Here is a 21,630-nt window from a genome sequence, read left to right as displayed (position 1 = left end):
TAAGAATCATTTTTGAACCATATAAGTGATATAAGTTCATTTAAAAAGATTCTTAACTATTACCTTTGTCGCTAATTGCTTATATTTACTAATACATTTTTTGAGCCAACAGTTATATTTTCTTATATCACTTATATGGTTTAAAAAACTTATAATTAACCATTCATAATTTACAATTAAAAAGAAATGCCTCTATTTCAGACCATACAGTTTAACGAAACGACTAAAATTTTAATTTGGGAAATAACAGAATCTCTCGATGAATTATTGAGCAAAGTAGTTTTTTTAAAGGAAAAAACACAAAAGAGATTAAACGGAATGAAATCTGAAATGCATCAGCGTGCTTTTTTAAGTGTTCGCATGCTGATTCAGGAAATGGGCTTTACAGATAAAGATTTGCATTATGACGAATTTGGGAAACCGTATTTTGATTGTCATAATTACATTTCAATAACGCATTCCTATCATTTTGCAGCGATTATTATAAGTCAAGAAACGGTTGGAATCGACATGGAATTACAACGTTTTAAAATTCAGAGAATTGCCGATAAGTTCACTGATTTTGAATGTAATTATTTAGATCCATCAACTACAGAAGAATACATAAAAAAACTTACCGTTATCTGGGGAGCCAAAGAAGCAATCTTTAAAATTAGAAATGAAAAAGGTATAAGTTTTAAAGATCATATCAATGTGAGCAACTTTTCTTTAGGTGAAACCCAAACGCAGGCAAGTCTTCATTTTGATAATTTGATTAAAGATTTTGATGTACATTATCAGGAAATCAAATCGGATAATTTTGAGGGAATTTTTACTTTGGTTTATGCTTTTGAGAAATAGTTTTTTAGTCTCAGTGACAGTTTTCAGCTTTTAAACTTCACTTTCTTTTTGACGGTGTTGAAACATGCTCATATATAAAAAAGTACTCATTTTTCGAGCGCGTCTTTTCAAGGTTTCTACATTTTCGCCTTCAAAATGCTCGTCTAATGTCTGATACCAGTGATTGAGCCAGATTCCGAATTCGTTTGCTGTGATTTTTTCGTCAAAATGAGCATCGACTTCGTTGTGGACAGCATGCGGATTTCCTTTGTATTTGCGAACGCCAAATAAATTGGTTTCCCAAAAATCAGTTAGTTTTTCGAGATGTAAATCCCAATCGGTAATCATTTCGTTAAAATAAAAGCCGATTTCTTGATCGGCTCTTATTTTATCATAAAATGTATTTACCAGAAAAGCAATATCTGCTCTGTTTTCTATTTGTTTTTTCACAGAAAAAGGGTGTTTAAAAGAATAAATACTACACTTAAAATTGAGCTTAAAATTAAAAGATTAAAAACCACTTTGTGTTTCATCTGTGCCAAAATTGAAGTGTTTACAAAGATACAAGCTAAAACAATAATAGCTAGCTGAATCATTTGTGGAATTGAAGTTCCGTTAGCTAAAACATACATTGCAGCAGCGCCACCTAAACAGCTTTGTCCAATTACTGCCATAGCAGCAGAACCCATATAATTTTTATTGAAAATGTCGAATGTTGTTTGATATAGTGTCATGATATTCAGATTTTTATATGACAAAGATACGCTCACAATACGACTGCATTTTATGATTAAAATCATAAAACTAGAACTTTTTTATCTGTATACTTTTCGATTAATAATCTTCAATTCGCCTTTTTTCTCTAATGCTTTTATGGCTCTGATAACTGTTTCTACACGTAAACCCGTTAAATCGCCAATCTGCTGTCTTGTAAAGTTGATTAGGAAACCATTTTTATCTTTTTGAAAATTGAAATAAGCAATTCCGTGATCGATTAATTTTAAGACCCGATGTTCAGGTTCGTGTGTAGAGATTTCGGCGGCCATTATAGATTTGTAATATAATCGTTGCGCAAGATTTTCGATTATTTTAATACTTACTGAAGGATTTTCTTCTAACAGTTTCAAAAAGTGAGGTTTTGGAAGAAGCAGAATCTGGCTTTCTTCAACAGTAATAGCATTGGCAGGATATTTTTGGTTGAGAAATAACGGAGGCTCTCCAAAAGATTGTTCCTTATAAAATATTCCCTGGATAAATTCTCGTCCGTCATCATTATAGTTACACATTTTAATTTCACCCGAAATAATCTGATAATAATGTGTTGGTAGATTTCCTTCTTCAAAAATAATTTCATTTTTGCCGAAAGTTTTTTTTACAGCACCATATTTCTCTAATAATTCAACTGCGATCATAAAGGGTTTCTTTTATTGTTAACAGAGAGTTTACAAATATAATTCATTCGTGATAGTTCTTCTGCACTAAAAAACTTTTACTTTTACACCCACGATGCAAGAACAATTAGTAACCATTCGACAACAGATTTTAGAAGCTAAAAGCAACGGACAGAAGTTGCTTGCAGTGCTTTTGGATCCGGATAAAATTCTACTGGAAAATTTGGCGCATTTAATTGAAAAAATTAATGAGTCGCCAGCTACTCATATTTTTGTTGGTGGAAGCATTGTGCAAAACAATATATTAGAAGAATTGATTGCCGAATTAAAACAAAAAACAAATTTACCTGTTATTTTGTTTCCTGGTGATCCTTCACAGATTTCTCCAAAAGCAGATGGTATTTTATTTTTGTCGTTATTGTCTGGTAGAAATCCGGATTATTTAATAGAATATCAGGTTCAGGCAGCTCCAATTCTAAAAAAGACAAATCTAGAAGTTATTTCTACAGGTTATATTCTGATCGAAAGTGGTAATGAAACAGCTGTTGCACGAGTAAGTAAAACCAAACCTTTAAGTCGTGAGAATTTTGATTTGGTTCTGGCAACCGCCCAAGCAGGAGAAATGTTAGGAAACCAATTGATTTATCTAGAAGCTGGAAGCGGAGCAAAACATCCTGTTCCGTTAGAAATGATTGAATTAGTGGCTCAAAATATAGATATTCCTGTTATTGTTGGTGGGGGAATTGTAGATTTACAGGGAATTAAAAGAGCGCACAATGCCGGTGCAGATTTGGTTGTAATTGGTACTGCTTTTGAAAATAATAGCCATTTCTTCGATTCATAAATAAATTTTAACCGCCTTTAAATACCATAAAATGATTGACTTTTTTCTTGATAGTTATAAAAATGCTCCGTTATGGCATATTGCTTTGGAGTTTTTAGTTTTTGTCTGTGGAATTTTAAGTGTTTGGTTTGCGAAAAAAGAGAATATTTGGGTATATCCTACAGGATTAGTGGCAACCGTAATTTCAGTGTATTTGCTTTATATTGCAGGCTATATTGGAGATATGATTATTAATGGATATTTCTCAATTATGAGTATCTATGGTTGGTATGTTTGGGGAAAAGGAGGAACGACTGAAGACAATCTTCCAATTACTCGTACAACTTTTAATGAAAAAATAATTGGAATCTTACTGTTTATTGTAACCGTTTTTGTAGTTTTCGGCATTTATAAATATTTTGATTACGAAATTCATCCAGACAATTATGTCGATATGGTTTCGTCGGGAATATTTTTCGCAGGAATGTGGTACATGGCCAGAAAAAAAATAGAAAACTGGACACTTTGGATTATTGGTGATATTATTGTTGTGCCTCTCTATGCTTATCGTGGTTTAGGGATGTTGTCACTTCAGTATATAATTTTTACAATTTTGGCTATTTCAGCTTATTTAGAATGGAGAAAGATCTTAGACAGCAAAAAACAGCTATCCTAAAAATTGCTTTGTTTGGTCCTGAAAGCACAGGGAAAACAACCTTAGCAAAACAACTTGCAGATTACTACAAAACCGAATGGGTTCCAGAGTTTGCACGCGACTATTTGCAAGAGAAATGGGAAGAAAATAAGCATATCTGTGTTGCAGATGATATGATGCCAATTGCTTACGGACAAACTGCATTAGAGAATGAAAAATTAGCAAAAGCAAATAAATACTTGTTTTGTGATACCAATTTGATGGTAACCAAAGTTTTCTCTGAAATGTATTATGGTTTTTGTGATCCGCTTTTAAATGAAGCCGCTTTGAAGCATGAATACGATCTGTTCTTTCTGACAGATATTGATGTGCCTTGGGAAAAAGATGATATTAGAGATACTCCAGAAGGAAGAGAAACTGTATTTTCTGTTTTCAAACAAACTTTGATTGATACTAAAAAGCCTTTCATAACACTTTCAGGAGATAAAGAATGTCGTTTGAAAAAAGCAGTTTCTATAATCGAAGATTTGGCATTGGCAAAAGAGAATAATTTTTCATCTGATGATTTTGTTCAGATATACAATAGAGGAATTTCTTTTGAAACGATTTTAAAACAATTGAAAAATTTCAAAAAAGGAATTTCAAAAAGTAACCTGATCCGTCCGGCAACTATTAATGATGGAATTTTAAGTTTGTCAGAAGAAGAATTTCAACAAAAGGCTTTGTTTTTTGATGAACAAAAGGATCAGTTTAAAATCAAGAAGTTTGTTCCTGCATCAGGTGCAGCGACAAGAATGTATAAATTTTTGAGTGCTTTTTTAAATGATTTTGACATTAAAAAAGAAACCATAAATGCTTATATCAACAGGAAAAATGACAAAGAACTGGCCATTTTCATTGTTGGAATGGAGAAGTTTCCTTTTTTTGAAACTGTAGATCAAAAACTAAGAGAAATTTATCCTGATTTTGAGACTTTGGAGAGAGATTATAAAAACTATTATTTTATAAAACTATTATTGTCTCCAGATCATTTTAATTCAGCAAATAAACCAAAAGCGGTTTTACCTTTTCATTTATATAAAACACATATTGCAAATCCGATTGAAGAGCATTTGAATGAATGTGTACATTATGCATCATCAAAAAATGTTTCTAATTTACATTTTACAGTTTCCGAAATACATCAGGATTTGTTTGAAAAAGCAGTTTTGGATGTAAAGGAGAAAATTGAAAAACCTTCAGGAATTACTATTAATATTGGATATTCCTATCAAAGTAAAAGTACAGATTCTATCACAATCGATGCAGATAATAAACTGGTAAAAGATAAAAACGGAGGTTTGATTTTTAGACCAGGAGGACATGGAGCTCTAATCGAAAACCTAAATGATCTTGATTCAGACCTTATTTTTATTAAAAATATAGATAATGTAATTCAAAATCATATTGATCAAATTACATTGTATAAAAAAGGTTTGGCTGGTGTTTTAATAGAAACACAACAAAAGGTTTTTAAGTATTTAAAATTAATAGACAAAGAGGGAATAGAAGAAGATAAAATTGCAGAGATTGTCAATTTTTTGCAAAAGGAATTTAATGTTGAAATGACGAGTGATTTCAATAAATTTACTTTTGAGAATAAAATAAGTAAGTTGCAAGAACTTCTCAATAGACCAATTCGTGTTTGCGGAATGGTTAAAAATGAAGGAGAACCGGGTGGCGGACCTTTTTGGATTATGAACAAAAAAGGTGTAAAATCACTTCAAATTGTAGAAACATCTCAAGTTGATTTGGAAAATAAAAAGCAAAAGAAAATTTTAGCAGAGGCAACACATTTTAATCCGGTAGATTTGGTTTGCAGTATAAAAAACTACAGAAACGAAAAGTTTGATTTATTGCAATTTGTGGATCATAAAACGGGATTTATTGTTGAAAAAAGCGTTGATGGAAAAGCAGTAAAAAATTACGAACTTCCTGGATTATGGAATGGTTCAATGGCAAATTGGCTCACTGTTTTTGTGGCGGTTCCGTTAATTACTTTTAATCCGGTAAAAACAGTAAATGATTTGTTGAAAGCAGCACATCAGCCACAATAAAATGGATATAGAAAAAATCATATCAGAATTAAATTTTAAAGCCGTCCGTAGTAGTGGTTAAGGTGGACAAAACGTGAACAAAGTTTCGTCAAAAGTTGTTCTGAACTTTGATTTGAATACTTCTCAAGCTTTGTCTGATGAGGAAAAAAGTCTTTTAATAGAAAATATTTCAGCAAGATTAACTTCTGAAAACATACTGATCTTAAATTGTGATGAAGACAGAAGTCAGCTTAAAAACAAAGATATTGTTACCAAACGATTTTTAGAAATTATCAAAAAAGGATTGTTTGTTCCGAAAATAAGGAAAGCTACAAAAGTTCCGAAATCGGTTATAAAAAAGAGAATCAAGGATAAAAAGAATGTTTCTGATTTGAAACAATCAAGAAGGAAACCTAATCTGGATTAAATACCAAAAAAGAAATTCCAAATACCAACAGCAATTCGATAAAGGCTTGTTTTGGGATTTGGAATTTCTTTTTTGGAGTTTAAGAAAAGTATTTTGAGCGTTTTTTGGAATTTCACAAATTGGAATTTTAAAAGAAATTTCTTTTTTGGAGTTTTAAATATTTTAACATTACCTTTGCACTGTCTCAAAGGGGTGCTCTAAATAACGAGCTGAGATCATACCCAAAGAACCTGAGCGAGTAATGTTGCTAAGGGAAAAAACGACACTATCGAGCGTGCACACTTTATTTTGTCGTGAAACACATTTATTAATTTAACAAAAGAATAATTCCCCCTTTTATTCGTAATTTTTTACGAATGAAAACTATTTTTAAAGGTACTTCTAAAGGTACAAAGGTACAAAGGTACAAAGGTTCAAAGCTGACCCAAAAGACATCTATTTTATTTCTTTCTACTTTCTTCTTTACTCTATTTTCTTTTGCGCAAAAGCAAGATTCTACAAAAGTGAATTCTCTGGATGAGGTTTTAGTTTCTGCAATTCGTGTAACTACAAAAACGCCTGTCACGTTTAGTAATATGGATAAAAAAGAGATTAAATACAGAAACCTTGGTCAAGACATCCCAGTTTTAATGAACTACTTGCCATCTGTTGTAACAACTTCAGATGCAGGAGGCGGAATAGGTTACACCGGAATCAGAGTCCGCGGAAGCGATGCAACTCGTGTAAACGTTACTATCAACGGAATTCCGTACAACGATGCTGAAAGTCAGGGAACTTTTTGGGTCAACATGCCCGATTTTGCTTCTTCTGTAGAAAGCTTACAATTGCAACGCGGAGTTGGAACTTCTACAAACGGTTCTGGAGCTTTTGGTGCAAGTTTAAACATGCTGACAGACAGTTATGCTTCTAAAGCAACGGGCGAAATTTCAAGCTCTTTCGGAAGTTTCAATTCTAATAAAAATACCGTGAAATTTAGTACAGGTTTACTAAACGATCATTTTGAATTGGCAGGACGTTTGTCTACAGTTAAATCGGATGGTTATGTAGATCGTGCAAGTTCTAATCTGAAATCGTATTTTCTTCAAGGAACTTATGTTGGAAAAACTACTTTAATCAAAGCGCTGGTTTTTGGAGGAACACAAAAAACATATCAGGCTTGGAACGGAATTGATGCAGACAAATTAAACACAGACCGCAGATATAATTCGGCTGGAGAATACACTGATGAAGCTGGAAATACTCGTTATTATGATAACGAAACAGATAACTACAATCAAGATCATTATCAATTACACTGGAGCGAATCCATCTCTAATAAATGGAGTACAAACCTAGCTTTTCATTATACGAAAGGAAAAGGATATTTCGAAAATTATAAAGAAGATGAGCCGATTGAAGGATATGGAGCAATTGGATCAACAAAAATGGTGGAGAATGATTTGGGGGAATTGGTTCCAGGAACAGATTTAATTCGTCAAAAATGGTTGGATAACGATTTTTACGGAACTACTTTTTCTGCAAAATATGTAACAGAAAAACTGAATGTTATTGTTGGTGGAGCTTGGAATAAATATGAAGGAGATCATTACGGAAAAGTCATTTGGGCTAGAAATGCAGGAACTTCAGAATTAGGGGATCATTACTATGATGATTATTCTTCAAAAACCGATGGAAATATCTTCGCTAAAGCCAATTATCAGTTTACAGAAAAGTTAAGTTTCTATGGAGATTTGCAATATAGAAATGTACATTATAAAGCCAATAGTGCCGAAACAGGGGTGGTAAATGACACATTCCATTTCTTTAATCCAAAAGCAGGATTAAATTTTGAAATTAACTCAAAAAATACACTTTATTTCTCTTACGCACGCGCCAATCGTGAACCTAACAGAACAGATTACGAAGGTGGAAATGTAAAACCAGAGAAACTAAATGATTTTGAATTAGGCTGGAGATTCAATTCAGAGAAGTTTCAATTAAATTCTAATCTGTATTATATGGGGTATAAAGACCAATTGATCTTGACAGGAAGATTGGATGATGTTGGAGCGCCAATTCGTGCCAATACTGAAAAAAGTTACCGTTTAGGTTTTGAAGTTGATGCAACAATTGCACTTTCAGAGAAATTTACATTAAGACCAAACTTCACTTTAAGCAGCAACAAAAACGTAGATCTAGCAGTTGATGGTGAATTTTACGGAACAACTAAAATTGCTTATTCTCCGGAAGTAATTGCAGGAAACGTTATTGTGTACAAACCTATAGAAAGATTATATGTTTCATTACTGCAAAAATATGTAGGAGAACAATACATGAATAATATCGAATTGCCAGCAGCTAAATTGGCAGATTATTTTGTAAATGATTTGAACGTTTCTTACGAAATAAAACCAAGTTCTATTTTCAAATCAATTACCATTACCGGAATGGTTAATAATATTTTAGATAAAAAATATGTTTCAAACGGAGCCATGTGGGATATTTATCCTTACTATTATCCACAAGCAGGAATTAATTTCTTAGCTGGTTTGACGTTGAAGTTTTAATTAAGTTGAGACCAAAAAAAATCCTGAAAATGGTTTTCAGGATTTTTTTTTAATTATATACATGAACTACAGTTCCTGAAAATTCTACACGATATTGTTTCATCGGGTATTCTTTATCTCCAAGCCCTGTATATAAATTGTATTTAGATTTATCACAAGAACAAACAGCCATAATTCCGTCGATTGTCATAGCAGTACAAGATGTAAGCGCCTGATTTGGACAAGCTGCATCAAAAGCAGTATAAGTTCCTTCTCCGGTTTTCATCACAATAATTCCCTTAGCCCCATAATTGGCTACAAAAACAGGATTACTTACATATCGTAAATTATTATAAGTCGGAAGATTGTAATCCAGATAGGCGTTTACAGAATAATTAGGTATATAGGGATTGTTGTTGCTTCTGTTATTGTCGCTACAAGAGAATAAAATAGCGGAAAGTGCGATAAAGAACCAGATTTTTTTCATTATTTGAATAAGAATTAGTGAAACAAAAATAATTTATTTAGATTTGAAATCTATATGATTAACATATAATTATGTACTATTAAAAATTATAGTATATTTGTGGTAAGAAAATCCCGTCGCGATGGGATTTTTTGTATTTATATAAACGATGAAGTTATGAGTAAAGTATCCTATTATACAGCAGAAGGACTAAAAAAATTAAAAGATGAATTGGAGCACTTAAAAAGTGTAATGCGTCCAAAGGCATCTCAAGATATTGCAGACGCGAGAGATAAAGGTGATTTGTCTGAAAATGCGGAATATGATGCAGCTAAAGAAGCGCAAGGTTTATTAGAAATGAGAATTTCTAAACTTGAAGAAGTATATGCAAATGCAAGATTAATTGATGAGTCTCAATTAGACGTTTCTAAAGTTTTGGTTTTATCAAATGTAAAAATCAAAAACCAAAGTAACGGAATGGAAATGAAATACACTCTTGTTGCTGAAAGCGAAGCTGATTTAAAAACAGGAAAGATTTCGGTAACTTCTCCAATTGGTAAAGGACTGTTAGGAAAATCTGTTGGTGAAGTGGCAGAAATTACTGTGCCGAACGGTACTTTGAAATTCGAAATTCTTGAAATCTCGAGAGACTAAATTTTAGTTTAACCGTTTGATCATTAATTCGATTAAACGATTAACCAAATAAACGAATAAACTATGAGTTCAATATTCACTAAAATAGTAAACGGAGAAATTCCAGCTTATAAAATTGCCGAAGACGATAATTATTTGGCTTTTTTAGATGTAAATCCAAATGCAAAAGGACATACACTTTGTATTCCAAAACAAGAGATCGATAAGATTTTTGATATGGATGAAGAGTTGTATTTAGGCTTAATGAAGTTTTCTAAAAAAGTTGCCGCAGCCTTAGAAAAAACAGTTCCTTGCAAAAGGGTTGGAATTGCAGTTGTTGGACTTGAAGTGCCTCATGCACACGTACATTTGATTCCGTTAAACGAAATGGATGAAATGCGTTTCATCAACAAAGTTTCGCTTTCTAAAGAAAAATTTGAAGCTTTAGCAAAAGATATTCAATCGAATTTGTAAGTAGATTTCAATTTCGATTCTTTAAAAAAGAAAGTGCAGTAAATAATTTTACTGCACTTTTTTATTTAATGAAATCTGAAAAGTAGTTCCCTTACCAATTTCAGAATGTAAAACCTTAATATGTCCGTTGTGATATTCTTCAACAATTCTTTTGGTTAAAGAAAGTCCAAGTCCCCAGCCACGTTTTTTGGTTGTAAAGCCAGGTTCGAAAATGGTTTTAAACTGTTTTTTCAAAATTCCCGTTCCGGAATCTTTAATATTGATTTTGATATTAAAAGCATCTTGTTCAATTTGAAGATCAAGACTTCCTCTTCCTTTCATGGCATCAATAGCATTTTTGACTAAATTTTCGATCGTCCAACTATGTAGCGTCGGATTTATCATAGCATAGATAGGTTCTTTCGGTGCACTAAATGAAAATGCAATTTGTTTAGAAAAGCGAGATTGCAGATATTCATAAGAATTTTTGGTTTCTTCAATAATGTTCAGAGGTTCCAAGACAGGTACCGAACCAATTTTAGAAAAACGATCCGTAATGGTTTGCAGGCGCTCAATATCTTTTTCGATTTCAAGACTAATAGAAGGATCTATATCTTCGGTTTTCAATATTTCAACCCATCCAATCAAAGAAGACAAAGGAGTTCCAATTTGATGTGCTGTTTCTTTTGCCATTCCTGCCCAAAGTTTATTTTGGGTTGCCATTTTTGTGCTTTTGTAAAAATTATAAATCAAAGCAATGCACAAAACAATAATCAGAAATAAAGCAATCGGGTAATATTTAAGCTTATTCAGTAATCCGGAATTTCCATAATATAAGGTTTGGTATTTTCCGGGAGCATATTCAAAAGTGATAGGCTCATTTTCGTTTCTCAGTTTATTTAAATAAGCATTTCTTTTTTTCTTGTTAGTAAGAATTTCATCCGGAACATTCGTAGCGCTCACTACTTTGTCAAACAATATTACTATTGCCGGAATTGAAGTGTTGTTGTTGATGATTTGAAGCGGAAGTTCAACATCGGTATTTTCGTTCGCATTTAGAATTGTAATTTGTGCATTCACAAAAAGTTTCATCTTCAAACGTTCCTCATTTTTAAAGATTTGGAAGAAAGTATAAGTATTCCAAAGAATTAGAGAAATGATTAAAAAGCAGATAGAAATAATAATCCAGCGAGTTGTATTTGTTCTTTCAGAAAAAGACATATCGAGTTTTTTGTGGTATAAATATAACGAAATATACCTATTCTATATTTTGAAGAGGATGAAAGTTTTTTTGTTTTTATCTGCAAAACTATTTTTCATAATTAAACCATTTCGATACTTTTGCAGGTACAAAAAAAAGATTCTGTTTAAATCAAAAAGTATGATCAGCATTAATCCAAAAGAGATTCCAACGGCTCAATTGCAAGGTTATTTGCAGAGTTCAATCGGACCTAGACCAATTGCTTTTGCAAGTACTATTAGTGAAAAAGGAATTCCAAATTTATCGCCGTTTAGTTTCTTTAATGTGTTTAGTGCCAATCCGCCAATTTTGGTTTTTTCGCCATCAAGACGTGTTCGCGATAATACAATCAAACATACTTTGATTAACGCCGAAGCAACTCGTGAGGTTGTCATAAACGTAGTGAATTACGATATTGTGCAACAAACTTCTTTGGCGAGTACAGAATATGGAGATGGTGTAAACGAATTTATAAAAGCTGGTTTAACACAAATTCCGTCAGATATCGTAAAACCTTATCGTGTTAAAGAGTCTCCAGTTCAATTTGAATGCAAGGTAACGCAGATTATTCCGTTAGGAACAGAAGGCGGAGCTGGAAATCTAATTTTATGTGAAGTAGTAAAAATTCACATCAGTGAATCTATTTTAGATGAAAAAGGAGCCATCGATCAGCATAAAATAGATTTGGTTTCAAGACTTGGAAATAACTGGTATTCAAGATCCAACCAAGGACTTTTTGAAGTTGCAAAACCCTTGACAACACTGGGAATAGGAGTAGATGCTGTACCAAATTTTGTAAAAGAAAGCGGTATTTTTGATGGGAATGATTTAGGGAAATTAGGTAATATAGAAGCCTTGCCTACAATAGAAGAAGTTAGTATATTTGTGAAAGAAAATTTCGCAGTCAAAGGAGTTTTAAGCTCAGATGACCAGAAAAAAGTACACTTAGAAGCCAAAAAATATCTGGATAAAGGCGATGTAGAATCGGCTTGGAAAGTGCTTTTAGCCAAAAAATAAAAGAAATAGAAACAATAATTAATATAGACGAAGATGGAAGTTACAGGAAAAGTAAAAGTGGTTAACCCAGAGCAGCAAGTTAGTGCCTCATTCAAAAAAAGAGAGTTAGTTGTTACTACTGAGGAACAGTATCCACAACATATTTTAATCGAATTTACGCAAGATAAATGCGATTTATTGAGTAGCTATAAACAAGGAGATGCTGTAAAAGTTTCTATCAATTTAAGAGGAAGAGAATGGGTTAATCCACAAGGAGAAACTAGATATTTCAATAGTATTCAAGGTTGGAGAATCGAAAGATTGGCAGCAGAAGGACAAGGACAAGCTCCTGCAATGCCAGCAGCTGAAACATTTGCTCCTGCAACAAGCATCAACGAAGACGAACCAGACGATTTACCATTCTAATAAAAAGTAAATCTCAAAATTTGAAAATTCCAAATTCCAATTCATTCGCGTGAATTTGGGATTTGGAATTTTGCTTTTGAATTAATACTTCTAATTGGAATTTGGAATTTCAACATTGAAATTTAGAACCATTTGAATATTTAAAAAAATGTATTTCTTATTTGATAATTTATATTTTCCGCCTGTTTCAGAAGCCGATGAAGAAGGTATTCTGGCTGTTGGTGGAGATTTGAGTCCGGAACGTTTAAAGCTAGCGTATAAAAAAGGAATTTTCCCTTGGTTTAATGAAGGCGAACCTATTCTTTGGTGGGCACCGGATCCACGTATGGTTCTGTTTTTAGATGAATTAGTTATTTCTAAAAGTATGCGGAACATTTTAAATAGAAAAGAATTTACAGTTACCTTTAATACGAATTTCAAAGAAGTGATTTCGAACTGCCAGAAAATACAACGTGTTGGTCAGGATGGAACTTGGATTTCGGATGATATAGTAGAATCGTATTGTGAGCTTAATCGTCAGGGAATTGCAAAATCGGTTGAGGTTTGGCAAGAGGGCGAGTTAGTTGGAGGTTTGTATGGAGTAGATTTAGGACATGTTTTCTGTGGAGAAAGTATGTTTTCGAAAGTATCAAATGCTTCAAAGGTCGCTTTTATATCATTAGTAAAACATTTAGAAAAAGAAAATTATAAACTATTAGATTGTCAAGTTTATAATCCGCATTTAGATAGTTTAGGCTGCCGTGAAATTGATCGGGAAGAATTTATGTCTATTTTAAAAAGTGAATAAATGAGCACAGTTTACAGTGTAGAAGAAATTTATATTTATCCGATAAAAAGTTTAGCAGGCATTAGCCTAAAAAGTGCTCATGCTGAAGAAATGGGTTTTGAAAACGACCGAAGATGGATGCTGATTAATGCTGAAAATATTCATGTTACGCAACGAGAATATCCAATCATGAGTCAGTTTTATCCGCAGATTTTAGGAGATAAAGTTCAAATTACTTTTGAGGGAGAAATACATGAATTTTCTATAAATGAACATTTAGAGAATCCTATAGAATCTCAAGTTTGGGATGATAAAAGTGAAGTTTTCGAAGTGAATGAAAATTCTTCAAAATGGTTTAGTGATAAATTAGGTTTCGAATGCAGATTGGTAAAAATCAATAAAATTGGAGCGCGTAAACATGAAAGTTCCAGAACAAATGAAACCTATAATGTGAGTTTGGCTGATGGTTATCCTTATTTATTAATTGGAACTGAAAGCCTTGATTTTTTAAATGAAAAATTAGAAGAAAAAATCACCATTAAAAGATTTCGCCCAAACATTGTGGTTAGCACCAAAAACGCCCACGAAGAAGATGATTTCAAGACTTTTAAAATTGGGGATGTTCAATTTAAAAACATAAAACCCTGCGGAAGATGCATTATGGTAAATAACGATCCGCAGAAAGCAATTGTAAAAAAGGAACCTTTAAAAACCTTAAGTAAATACAGAAATGTAGACAATTCAGTTTTATTCGGAACTAATCTTGTGAGCTTGAATTCGGGAATTATTAGTGTTGGCGATGAGGTCGTTTTTTAGAAATTCAGCTTTGTAAAGTTCCAGTTTAAAGTATTAAAAAGTATTAATTCATTGTTTAAAGTTGGTAATTCGAGAATCAATTTCAGCGTTTCGTGCGCCATCATATTACCAATAATTCCAGGCAATGTCCCTAAAACACCATTCAAATTACAATTCGGAACATCTTTTGGATCCGGCATTTCTGGAAATAAATCACGAAGATTTTTGCTTCCATTATGATTGAAAACAGCAATTTGTCCTTCAAATTTCAAAATACTTCCATAAACCAAAGGTTTTTGTAGCTTAACACAAGTATCATTCACTAAATAACGAGTCGTAAAATTATCCGAACCATCTACGACAATATCATATTGCTGAATGATTTTAGATGTATTTTCAGCCGTTAATTTTTTATTAATCGCAACAGCTTCAATCAACGGATTTAATTTCGAAACTACATCTTTGGCAATAATAGCTTTTTGCTGACCAATCTCATTTTCAGTATATAAAATCTGTCGATGAAGATTGTGAATTTCAATCGTATCAAAATCCATAATTCCGATAAAACCAACTCCAGCCGTTGCAATATATTGTAAAATCGGACAGCCCAAACCGCCAGCTCCAATCACTAAAACTCTAGCTTTTTTTAGTTTTTCCTGACCTTCGTCGCCAATTTCAGGAAGAATGGTTTGTCTGTTGTAACGAAGGAATTCTTGTATAATGCTCATTTTTAAATTTTAGATTTCTGATTTTAGATTTTAGATTGATTTTGGAATTTGAACCCGAGCGATAGCGAACAGGCGAAGCAATTTTAGATTTTGGAATTTAAACAAAAGCTTTATCCCAATCTTTCCAAACTGGTTCATAGCCTGCATTTTTTATGATTTTTGAAATTTCTTCAGCCGAACGTTCATCGCTGATTTCGAATTGCTCCAAAGACTGCGGATCGACCACATAACCACCAGGATTTGTTTTAGAACCGGCACTCATACTCGTAACACCAATCGGAATAATGTTATTTCTGAATTTTTCGTTTTCGCGAGTAGAAATGGAGATTTCTAAATCTTCATTCCATAAACGGTAAGCGCAAATCAATTGTGTCAAATCTTTATCATCCATTATGAAATTCGGTTCGATAATGCCTTCAGCCGGACGCAGACGCGGAAAAGAAACTGAATATTTAGTTTGCCAATATTTCTTCTGCAAATAATCTAAATGTAAGGCATTGAAAAAACTATCCGTTCTCCAATCTTCCAAACCTAACAAAACACCCAAACCGATTTTGTGAATTCCAGCAGTTCCTATTCTATCTGGAGTTTCCAAACGATAATCGAAATTGGATTTTTTGCCTTTCGTATGGTACTTTTTGTAAACTTCCTGATGATACGTTTCCTGATAAACCAAAACCGAATATACTCCAGCACTATGCAAACGTTCATAATCTTCTGTAGAAAGTGGTTGTACTTCAACAGAAATAATAGAAAAATCTTCTTTAATTAGATTTATTGCATTCAGAAAATAATTGATGTTTACGGTGTAATTCGCTTCACCAGTAACCAGTAAAACGTGATCGAAACCTGTATTTTTTAAGGCTTCGACTTCGAGTTTTATTTCAGCGTCAGTAAGTGTTTTTCTTTTGATTTTGTTATCTAAACTAAATCCGCAATAGGTACAAATGTTTTGACATTCATTACTTAAATAAAGCGGTGCATACATTTGAATGGTTTTTCCAAAACGTTTCTTGGTGATTTCATGGCATTTTTGTGCCATTTGTTGTAAATAATTTTGAGCAATAGGAGTGATCAAAACCAAAAAATCGTCGAGATTGTATTTGGTTTTAGACAAAGTTCGTTCGACATCTTTTGATGTAGTTTTGTATATTCTGGATTGAATTTCGTCCCAATTATATTGCTCAAAAATAGATTTGAATGTTTTCATTTTATTTTGGTTTCACGCAGATTCAGCTGATTTAAGCAGATTAAAAAGGATTTATTTTTTTGATCTGTTTCATTAGAATTTATTTGCGATTCTTTTAATATCATTAAGTATGTTTGTCGTATTGAAATTTACCAACAAGCCTAATTTTTTGTTTGTTAATCTTAAATATGTTGCTAATTGTTTATAATGAATTGGCGCTAAATCTTCTACAGATTTTAACTCTATTATCACTTTGTCTTCAACTAAAATATCAATCCTAAATGCAGGATCTAAAGTTATTTCTTCATACGGAATTATAACTTCAACTTGTTTTTGAACCTTTAAATCCAGTTTTTCTAATTCATAATACAAAACACTTTCGTAAACAGACTCAAACAAACCCGGTCCTAAATTGTTATATACTTTAAAAATTGCCCCTCTTATCAGATACGATATTTCATTCTCAGTCATGATTCTTTAATTTTGATGAAACACAAAACTAAAGAATTTTCTTTCTTTTTTATTGTTTTTAATTTGTGCAGATTTAAAGAGATCAAATAGAAAAATCAGATTAAATCAGCTTAAATCAGCAAAAATCTGCGTGAAACAAAAAAATCATTCATAAAGAAAAGAAGTCAAAGGACTAGAAGCCGAAGCATAATTTTGCTGATTCGCAACTTTAGCCTCAAAAGCCTTTCTTCCTGCGATTACCGCTGCCGCAAAAGCTTCAGCCATTAAACTTGGATTTCCAGCAACTGCAATCGCAGTATTGACCAAAACAGCATCGGCACCAATTTCCATTGCTTTTGCAGCGTCAGAAGGCGCTCCAATTCCCGCGTCGACGATAACAGGAACCGTACTTTGTTCAATAATAATCTCTAAGAAATCGATTGTTTTTAAGCCTTTGTTACTTCCAATAGGCGAACCCAAAGGCATTACAGCAGAAGTTCCGGCGCTTTCTAAATGTTTGCACAAAACAGGATCGGCGTGGATGTACGGAAGTACAATAAAACCCAATTTCGCTAATTCTTCCGTTGCTTTTAGAGTTTCGATTGGATCCGGCATTAAATATTTTGGGTCAGGATGAATTTCTAATTTTACCCAATTTGTTTCTAAAGCTTCACGGGCTAATTGTGCTGCAAAAACAGCTTCTTTGGCATTTCGTGCGCCAGATGTATTAGGTAATAAATTGATGTTTGGGTGTTTTAAATGCGATAAAATAGCATCGGTATCGGTTTCTAGATCGATGCGTTTTAAGGCAACTGTAACCAATTCGCTTTCTGAAGCCAAAATGGCACTCTCCATTTCTTCATTCGAACCAAATTTTCCAGTCCCCAAAAACAAGCGGGATTTAAAGGTTTTATCTCCGATATTAAACAATGATGTTTGCATATAATTTTTCGTTTAATTGTTGAATCAAATTTTCTTTCTCATCGCTTTCTGTGATGATTCCAGAAACGGCAATTCCATGAATTCCAGTTTCCATTAACGGATTAACATCTCGCAATGTGATACCTCCAATCGCATAAACAGGGATTTCTATTTTATTTTTTTTCAGTTTTTGAAGAATATCAAAATAGCCTGATAATCCTAAAATCGGACTTAGTTTTTCTTTTGTAGCAGTAAATCGAAAAGGACCTAATCCGATATAATCACAACCGTTTTTAACATGATTTTCGATATCTTCAAAAGTGTTGGCAGTTCCTCCAATTACTTTTGATGCGCCTAAAAAAGCCCTTGCTTCGTCAATTTTGGTATCGGTTAAACCTAAATGAATGCCGTCTGCGTCAATTTCTTTGGTAAGATGCAGATTGTCGTTTACGATAAAATTAGCGTTGTATTTTTCGCATAAAGGTTTTATCGCTTCCGCTAAAGTAAAAGCATCTTTTTGTGTTTGGTTTTTGAAACGCATTTGTATCCAATTACAGCCTGCGTCTAACGCGTGATGAATATTATACAATTGTTTTTCGATGGTTTCGCCCTGCGAGATATATTGAAGTTTGCTATACATAATGATATCCGATTAATGTTGATGTTGAACTCAAGTAATTTTCGATATAGATTTTAGCGTTTTTGCAAGCCATTTCTAAAGTTTGACTCAAAGCCAAATTGGAAGCAATCGCAGAAGAAAGAACACAACCAGAACCATGTTTTTCAAAACATTTTTGATTTGACGGAAGTAATTCACAAACTTCATTTTTTAGAAATAAACGATCTGTTCCTAAAGCCTTTTCATTATGTCCGCCTTTCAATAAAATGTTCGTTGAAAACTCATTTTCTTTAGAAATAAAATCAGGAAACAATATTTCGGCTTCGTAATAATTAGGCGTAATCAAATCAATTTTGGAGAGTATTTTGTTTAAACTCAAATAATTTTGAACTTCCATAAATTCAAATTTTGTAGTCGATTTCAAAACTGGATCCCAAACCATTTTTGTTGAAGGAGAAAGCAGTTTTATGGTCGAAACAATTCGATCTAAATCGTATAAAGAAGATACAATTCCAATTTTTACTACGCTGATTTTATAGTTTAAAAGTAGCGTTTCAATAGAACGCATCACAAAACTCAAATCTGTCCACTGAATTTCGTGAAACTGGTTTTCAGTCTGAATTGTATTCGCTGTCGAAATAGCAAAACCAGTCACTTTGTGCTGTTCAAATGTTTTGATATCAGCCAAAATCCCAGCGCCACCCGAAGGATCTAAACCTGCGATTGTGAGTACGAAAGGGCGATCTGTTGACATAATTTAAATTGTTTTAATGGATTTTCATTCTTCCAAATACTTCCTAAAAGCGTGACATCGTCAAAATCTTTTTCTAAAACATCTTGAATGTTTTTTGAATCAATTCCGCCTAAAGCAATCATTTTTGTTTGATGATTTGTTCTTGATTTTATTGCTTCAAAAAGATCAATTTTAGGATGATAATTTTCTTTAGAAATACTTTTATAAACAGGACTTAAGAAAGCATAATCAAAATTTTCAAGTGAATTAAAATCTTCAATCGAATGTGTTGATGTTGAAAATTTATACCTACAAGGTTTTGAAAACCTTGTGGGAAAATCATTCAGACTTTTTCTTTCTTTTTCAGAAAAATGAAAGTTGTTAATTCCAAAATCTTCTGCTAAATGATGATGACTATGCAAGACCAAATTTCCTCGAAATTGTAGTTTAACCTGATGAAGAAACTGCGCCATTTCCAACTCTGAAAAATCAGGTTTCCGAATATGAAGCAAAGACAATCCTTCCTCCAATAAAGAATGAAGAATTTGAATTTCATCTTCAACAGAAAAAGGATTTGTAATTACGATCATGTCTTTTCTCTTTGTTCTATTTTCTTGCCTCTTAAATATAAATCTCTTTCCCTTGTTCAATAAATTCCTCTGATTTCTCCTGCATTCCTTTTTCTGCGGCAGCGACATCTCTAATTTCCTGAGATATTTTCATAGAGCAGAATTTTGGTCCGCACATCGAACAGAAATGCGCCACTTTTGCGCCATCGGCAGGAAGTGTTTCATCATGGAATTCTCTTGCTGTATCTGGATCTAAAGCCAAATTAAATTGATCTTCCCAACGGAATTCGAAACGGGCTTTGCTTAATGCATTATCACGATACTGCGCTCCCGGATGACCTTTTGCCAAGTCAGCAGCATGAGCAGAAATTTTATACGTGATTACACCGTCTTTAACGTCTTTTTTATTTGGTAAACCAAGGTGTTCTTTTGGAGTTACATAGCACAACATCGCACAACCGTACCAGCCAATCATAGCAGCACCAATTGCAGAAGTAATATGATCGTAACCTGGCGCAATATCAGTAGTTAATGGACCTAAAGTGTAAAACGGAGCTTCGTGGCAATGTTCTAATTGTTTGTCCATATTTTCCTTAATCATGTGCATCGGAACGTGTCCTGGGCCTTCAATAAAAACTTGAACATCATGTTTCCACGCAATTTTTGTCAATTCGCCTAAAGTTTCCAATTCGGCAAATTGTGCAGCGTCATTCGCATCAGCAATCGAACCTGGACGTAAACCATCTCCTAAAGAAAAAGCGACGTCATATTGTTTCATGATTTCGCAGATTTCTTCAAAATGTGTGTACAAGAAGTTTTCTTTATGATGAAACAAACACCATTTTGCCATAATCGATCCGCCTCGAGAAACGATTCCAGTAACACGATTTGCGGTTAAATGAATGTAACGAAGCAAAACTCCCGCGTGAATCGTGAAATACGAAACACCTTGTTCTGCTTGTTCAATTAAAGTATCACGGAAAATCTCCCAAGTTAAATCTTCCGCAATTCCTTTTACTTTTTCCAGTGCTTGATAAATCGGAACGGTTCCAATTGGAACAGGAGAATTTCTAATAATCCATTCTCTGGTTTCGTGAATATTTTTTCCTGTTGATAAATCCATAATCGTGTCGGCTCCCCAACGGCAAGCCCAAACCGCTTTTTCGACTTCTTCTTCGATACTTGAAGTTACAGCGCTGTTTCCAATATTGGCATTGATTTTTACCAAGAAATTACGACCTACAATCATTGGTTCGCTTTCAGGGTGATTGATGTTATTTGGAATAATGGCTCTTCCGCAAGCGACTTCAGAACGAACAAATTCTGGAGTAATTTTATTTTTTGGAGTATTGGCACCAAAGCTGTTTCCGCCGTGCTGACATTGCATGGCTTTAGTTTGTTCGTTTAAAAGTTCGATACGTTGGTTTTCACGAATCGCGATATATTCCATTTCAGGAGTAATGATTCCTTGTTTGGCGTAATACAACTGCGTTACGTTTGCGCCTTTTTTAGCACGTTTTGGCTGATGTAAATATTCAAAACGAAGATGATTTAGGCTTTCATCTTTTAATCGGCTTTGACCATAATCTGAAGTGATTTCTTCTAGAATTTCAACATCATTTCGATCTAGAATCCAACTTTCGCGTAAGCGTGGCAATCCTTTTCTAATATCAATTTTAATATTAGGATCTGTATAAGCACCCGAAGTATCGTAAACAGTTACAGGCGGGTTTTTCTCAATACCGCCATTTGAAAGTTTGGTATCGCTCAACGCAATTTCGCGCATGGCCACTTTTATCGGATGAATTTCTCCATCGATATATACTTTTTTAGAATTCGGAAACGGGGTTCTGGATATTTGTTCTTCTTTCATTTTTTTGTTGATTTTGTTTCAAGTTTGAAGTTTCAAGTTGATTCTGATTGTGTTTATT

Annotated in this window: 24 protein-coding genes and 1 pseudogene; 12 read left to right on the top strand and 13 right to left on the bottom strand. The window is 33.3% G+C overall.

Annotation, left to right across the window (positions count from 1 at the left end; genetic code table 11):
* Nucleotides 1–186 precede the first annotated feature (186 nt).
* Nucleotides 187–840: a 4'-phosphopantetheinyl transferase family protein gene (locus NQQ59_RS12095; protein WP_144215525.1), complete on the top strand. Its 654-nt coding sequence runs from the start codon at nt 187–189 to the stop codon at nt 838–840.
* A gap of 30 nt (nt 841–870) precedes the next feature.
* On the opposite strand, the gene NQQ59_RS12090 is transcribed toward NQQ59_RS12095, so the two are convergent.
* The 3 genes from NQQ59_RS12090 to NQQ59_RS12080 all read right to left on the bottom strand — a co-directional run bounded on the left by NQQ59_RS12090 (nt 871) and on the right by NQQ59_RS12080 (nt 2,231).
* Nucleotides 871–1,269, bottom strand: a complete 399-nt coding sequence (locus NQQ59_RS12090) for a group III truncated hemoglobin (RefSeq protein WP_144215524.1) — start codon at nt 1,267–1,269, stop codon at nt 871–873.
* The gene (locus NQQ59_RS12085) at nt 1,266–1,553 is read right to left on the bottom strand and encodes a hypothetical protein (RefSeq protein ID WP_144215523.1); all 288 of its coding nucleotides are present in this window, start codon (nt 1,551–1,553) and stop codon (nt 1,266–1,268) included. The genes NQQ59_RS12090 and NQQ59_RS12085 overlap by 4 nt, the downstream gene beginning before the upstream one ends.
* Nucleotides 1,554–1,634: 81 nt before the next feature.
* Nucleotides 1,635–2,231, bottom strand: coding sequence for a Crp/Fnr family transcriptional regulator (locus NQQ59_RS12080; protein WP_144215522.1), 597 nt, complete (start codon nt 2,229–2,231; stop codon nt 1,635–1,637).
* 94 nt (nt 2,232–2,325) lie between these two features.
* Between NQQ59_RS12080 and NQQ59_RS12075 the strand changes: the two genes are divergently transcribed.
* The 5 genes and pseudogenes from NQQ59_RS12075 (at nt 2,326) to NQQ59_RS12055 (ending at nt 8,736) form a co-directional block, all read left to right on the top strand.
* Nucleotides 2,326–3,054 (top strand): phosphoglycerol geranylgeranyltransferase, encoded by a 729-nt coding sequence (locus NQQ59_RS12075; RefSeq protein ID WP_144215521.1) that lies wholly within the window; start codon nt 2,326–2,328, stop codon nt 3,052–3,054.
* 31 nt (nt 3,055–3,085) lie between these two features.
* A complete protein-coding gene (gene pnuC / locus NQQ59_RS12070; RefSeq protein WP_144215520.1) occupies nt 3,086–3,709 on the top strand; it encodes a nicotinamide riboside transporter PnuC in 624 nt (207 codons plus the stop codon).
* Nucleotides 3,670–5,784, top strand: coding sequence for a DUF4301 family protein (locus tag NQQ59_RS12065; RefSeq protein ID WP_144215519.1), 2,115 nt, complete (start codon nt 3,670–3,672; stop codon nt 5,782–5,784). Before pnuC ends, NQQ59_RS12065 begins: the two co-directional genes overlap by 40 nt.
* A 1-nt stretch (nt 5,785) precedes the next feature.
* A pseudogene (gene arfB / locus NQQ59_RS12060) lies at nt 5,786–6,190 on the top strand (alternative ribosome rescue aminoacyl-tRNA hydrolase ArfB).
* A gap of 356 nt (nt 6,191–6,546) precedes the next feature.
* A complete protein-coding gene (locus NQQ59_RS12055) occupies nt 6,547–8,736 on the top strand; it encodes a TonB-dependent receptor (RefSeq protein ID WP_144215517.1) in 2,190 nt (729 codons plus the stop codon).
* A 49-nt stretch (nt 8,737–8,785) separates the two neighbouring features.
* Here NQQ59_RS12055 and NQQ59_RS12050 read toward each other — a convergent pair whose 3' ends face one another.
* Complete coding sequence (locus NQQ59_RS12050; protein WP_144215516.1) at nt 8,786–9,202, bottom strand: Rieske (2Fe-2S) protein; 417 nt, start codon at nt 9,200–9,202, stop codon at nt 8,786–8,788.
* A 156-nt stretch (nt 9,203–9,358) separates the two neighbouring features.
* On the opposite strand from NQQ59_RS12050, the gene greA reads away from it, so the two are divergent.
* Together greA and NQQ59_RS12040 are read left to right on the top strand one after the other, a co-directional pair.
* The gene (gene greA, locus NQQ59_RS12045) at nt 9,359–9,835 is read left to right on the top strand and encodes a transcription elongation factor GreA (protein ID WP_144215515.1); all 477 of its coding nucleotides are present in this window, start codon (nt 9,359–9,361) and stop codon (nt 9,833–9,835) included.
* Between the two features lie 63 nt (nt 9,836–9,898).
* Nucleotides 9,899–10,288, top strand: coding sequence for an HIT family protein (locus NQQ59_RS12040; protein WP_144215514.1), 390 nt, complete (start codon nt 9,899–9,901; stop codon nt 10,286–10,288).
* A gap of 48 nt (nt 10,289–10,336) precedes the next feature.
* Here the strand turns inward: NQQ59_RS12040 and NQQ59_RS12035 are convergent, their stop codons facing one another.
* On the bottom strand, nt 10,337–11,488 hold the full coding sequence (locus tag NQQ59_RS12035) for a sensor histidine kinase (protein WP_144215513.1): 1,152 nt from the start codon (nt 11,486–11,488) through the stop codon (nt 10,337–10,339).
* A 160-nt stretch (nt 11,489–11,648) separates the two neighbouring features.
* On the opposite strand from NQQ59_RS12035, the gene NQQ59_RS12030 reads away from it, so the two are divergent.
* The 4 genes from NQQ59_RS12030 (at nt 11,649) to NQQ59_RS12015 (ending at nt 14,511) form a co-directional block, all read left to right on the top strand.
* Nucleotides 11,649–12,524: a flavin reductase family protein gene (locus NQQ59_RS12030; RefSeq protein ID WP_144215512.1), complete on the top strand. Its 876-nt coding sequence runs from the start codon at nt 11,649–11,651 to the stop codon at nt 12,522–12,524.
* Nucleotides 12,525–12,557: 33 nt separating this feature from the next.
* Nucleotides 12,558–12,929: a DUF3127 domain-containing protein gene (locus NQQ59_RS12025; RefSeq protein WP_144215511.1), complete on the top strand. Its 372-nt coding sequence runs from the start codon at nt 12,558–12,560 to the stop codon at nt 12,927–12,929.
* 148 nt (nt 12,930–13,077) lie between these two features.
* A complete protein-coding gene (gene aat / locus NQQ59_RS12020) occupies nt 13,078–13,716 on the top strand; it encodes a leucyl/phenylalanyl-tRNA--protein transferase (RefSeq protein ID WP_144215510.1) in 639 nt (212 codons plus the stop codon).
* Complete coding sequence (locus NQQ59_RS12015; protein WP_144215509.1) at nt 13,717–14,511, top strand: MOSC domain-containing protein; 795 nt, start codon at nt 13,717–13,719, stop codon at nt 14,509–14,511.
* Here NQQ59_RS12015 and NQQ59_RS12010 read toward each other — a convergent pair.
* The 8 genes from NQQ59_RS12010 to thiC all read right to left on the bottom strand — a co-directional run bounded on the left by NQQ59_RS12010 (nt 14,508) and on the right by thiC (nt 21,572).
* Nucleotides 14,508–15,218, bottom strand: a complete 711-nt coding sequence (locus tag NQQ59_RS12010) for a HesA/MoeB/ThiF family protein (protein ID WP_144215508.1) — start codon at nt 15,216–15,218, stop codon at nt 14,508–14,510. The two genes, NQQ59_RS12015 and NQQ59_RS12010, sit on opposite strands and share 4 nt — an antisense overlap.
* Before the next feature lie 97 nt (nt 15,219–15,315).
* Entirely contained in the window at nt 15,316–16,428 is a 1,113-nt protein-coding gene (thiH, locus tag NQQ59_RS12005; protein WP_144215507.1) for a 2-iminoacetate synthase ThiH, read from the bottom strand.
* Nucleotides 16,429–16,500: 72 nt separating this feature from the next.
* Nucleotides 16,501–16,878: a GxxExxY protein gene (locus tag NQQ59_RS12000; RefSeq protein WP_144215506.1), complete on the bottom strand. Its 378-nt coding sequence runs from the start codon at nt 16,876–16,878 to the stop codon at nt 16,501–16,503.
* A 144-nt stretch (nt 16,879–17,022) separates the two neighbouring features.
* Nucleotides 17,023–17,799: a thiazole synthase gene (locus tag NQQ59_RS11995; protein ID WP_144215505.1), complete on the bottom strand. Its 777-nt coding sequence runs from the start codon at nt 17,797–17,799 to the stop codon at nt 17,023–17,025.
* Entirely contained in the window at nt 17,780–18,418 is a 639-nt protein-coding gene (locus NQQ59_RS11990) for a thiamine phosphate synthase (protein ID WP_144215504.1), read from the bottom strand. The genes NQQ59_RS11995 and NQQ59_RS11990 overlap by 20 nt, the downstream gene beginning before the upstream one ends.
* The gene (locus NQQ59_RS11985; RefSeq protein WP_144215503.1) at nt 18,411–19,151 is read right to left on the bottom strand and encodes a hydroxymethylpyrimidine/phosphomethylpyrimidine kinase; all 741 of its coding nucleotides are present in this window, start codon (nt 19,149–19,151) and stop codon (nt 18,411–18,413) included. The genes NQQ59_RS11990 and NQQ59_RS11985 overlap by 8 nt, the downstream gene beginning before the upstream one ends.
* Nucleotides 19,109–19,720, bottom strand: coding sequence for a thiamine phosphate synthase (locus NQQ59_RS11980; RefSeq protein WP_144215502.1), 612 nt, complete (start codon nt 19,718–19,720; stop codon nt 19,109–19,111). Before NQQ59_RS11980 ends, NQQ59_RS11985 begins: the two co-directional genes overlap by 43 nt.
* A 31-nt stretch (nt 19,721–19,751) precedes the next feature.
* Entirely contained in the window at nt 19,752–21,572 is a 1,821-nt protein-coding gene (gene thiC / locus NQQ59_RS11975; RefSeq protein ID WP_144215501.1) for a phosphomethylpyrimidine synthase ThiC, read from the bottom strand.
* Nucleotides 21,573–21,630 lie beyond the last annotated feature (58 nt).

The sequence above is a fragment of the Flavobacterium panacis genome (assembly GCF_024649945.1).
Lineage (GTDB): Bacteria > Bacteroidota > Bacteroidia > Flavobacteriales > Flavobacteriaceae > Flavobacterium > Flavobacterium panacis.
This window is presented reverse-complemented; position numbering and strand designations above follow the sequence as displayed.

Excerpts from the sequence above, each read along its gene's own strand:
- NQQ59_RS12095 (WP_144215525.1), top strand. The coding sequence starts at position 187 with ATGCCTCTATTTCAGACCATACAGTTTAACGAAACGACTAAAATTTTA.
- NQQ59_RS12085 (WP_144215523.1), bottom strand. The coding sequence starts at position 1,553 with ATGACACTATATCAAACAACATTCGACATTTTCAATAAAAATTATATG.
- NQQ59_RS12080 (WP_144215522.1), bottom strand. The coding sequence starts at position 2,231 with ATGATCGCAGTTGAATTATTAGAGAAATATGGTGCTGTAAAAAAAACT.
- NQQ59_RS12075 (WP_144215521.1), top strand. The coding sequence starts at position 2,326 with ATGCAAGAACAATTAGTAACCATTCGACAACAGATTTTAGAAGCTAAA.
- pnuC (WP_144215520.1), top strand. The coding sequence starts at position 3,086 with ATGATTGACTTTTTTCTTGATAGTTATAAAAATGCTCCGTTATGGCAT.
- NQQ59_RS12065 (WP_144215519.1), top strand. The coding sequence starts at position 3,670 with ATGGAGAAAGATCTTAGACAGCAAAAAACAGCTATCCTAAAAATTGCT.
- NQQ59_RS12055 (WP_144215517.1), top strand. The coding sequence starts at position 6,547 with ATGAAAACTATTTTTAAAGGTACTTCTAAAGGTACAAAGGTACAAAGG.
- NQQ59_RS12050 (WP_144215516.1), bottom strand. The coding sequence starts at position 9,202 with ATGAAAAAAATCTGGTTCTTTATCGCACTTTCCGCTATTTTATTCTCT.
- greA (WP_144215515.1), top strand. The coding sequence starts at position 9,359 with ATGAGTAAAGTATCCTATTATACAGCAGAAGGACTAAAAAAATTAAAA.
- NQQ59_RS12040 (WP_144215514.1), top strand. The coding sequence starts at position 9,899 with ATGAGTTCAATATTCACTAAAATAGTAAACGGAGAAATTCCAGCTTAT.
- NQQ59_RS12035 (WP_144215513.1), bottom strand. The coding sequence starts at position 11,488 with ATGTCTTTTTCTGAAAGAACAAATACAACTCGCTGGATTATTATTTCT.
- NQQ59_RS12030 (WP_144215512.1), top strand. The coding sequence starts at position 11,649 with ATGATCAGCATTAATCCAAAAGAGATTCCAACGGCTCAATTGCAAGGT.
- NQQ59_RS12025 (WP_144215511.1), top strand. The coding sequence starts at position 12,558 with ATGGAAGTTACAGGAAAAGTAAAAGTGGTTAACCCAGAGCAGCAAGTT.
- aat (WP_144215510.1), top strand. The coding sequence starts at position 13,078 with ATGTATTTCTTATTTGATAATTTATATTTTCCGCCTGTTTCAGAAGCC.
- NQQ59_RS12015 (WP_144215509.1), top strand. The coding sequence starts at position 13,717 with ATGAGCACAGTTTACAGTGTAGAAGAAATTTATATTTATCCGATAAAA.
- NQQ59_RS12010 (WP_144215508.1), bottom strand. The coding sequence starts at position 15,218 with ATGAGCATTATACAAGAATTCCTTCGTTACAACAGACAAACCATTCTT.
- thiH (WP_144215507.1), bottom strand. The coding sequence starts at position 16,428 with ATGAAAACATTCAAATCTATTTTTGAGCAATATAATTGGGACGAAATT.
- NQQ59_RS12000 (WP_144215506.1), bottom strand. The coding sequence starts at position 16,878 with ATGACTGAGAATGAAATATCGTATCTGATAAGAGGGGCAATTTTTAAA.
- NQQ59_RS11995 (WP_144215505.1), bottom strand. The coding sequence starts at position 17,799 with ATGCAAACATCATTGTTTAATATCGGAGATAAAACCTTTAAATCCCGC.
- NQQ59_RS11990 (WP_144215504.1), bottom strand. The coding sequence starts at position 18,418 with ATGTATAGCAAACTTCAATATATCTCGCAGGGCGAAACCATCGAAAAA.
- NQQ59_RS11985 (WP_144215503.1), bottom strand. The coding sequence starts at position 19,151 with ATGTCAACAGATCGCCCTTTCGTACTCACAATCGCAGGTTTAGATCCT.
- NQQ59_RS11980 (WP_144215502.1), bottom strand. The coding sequence starts at position 19,720 with ATGATCGTAATTACAAATCCTTTTTCTGTTGAAGATGAAATTCAAATT.
- thiC (WP_144215501.1), bottom strand. The coding sequence starts at position 21,572 with ATGAAAGAAGAACAAATATCCAGAACCCCGTTTCCGAATTCTAAAAAA.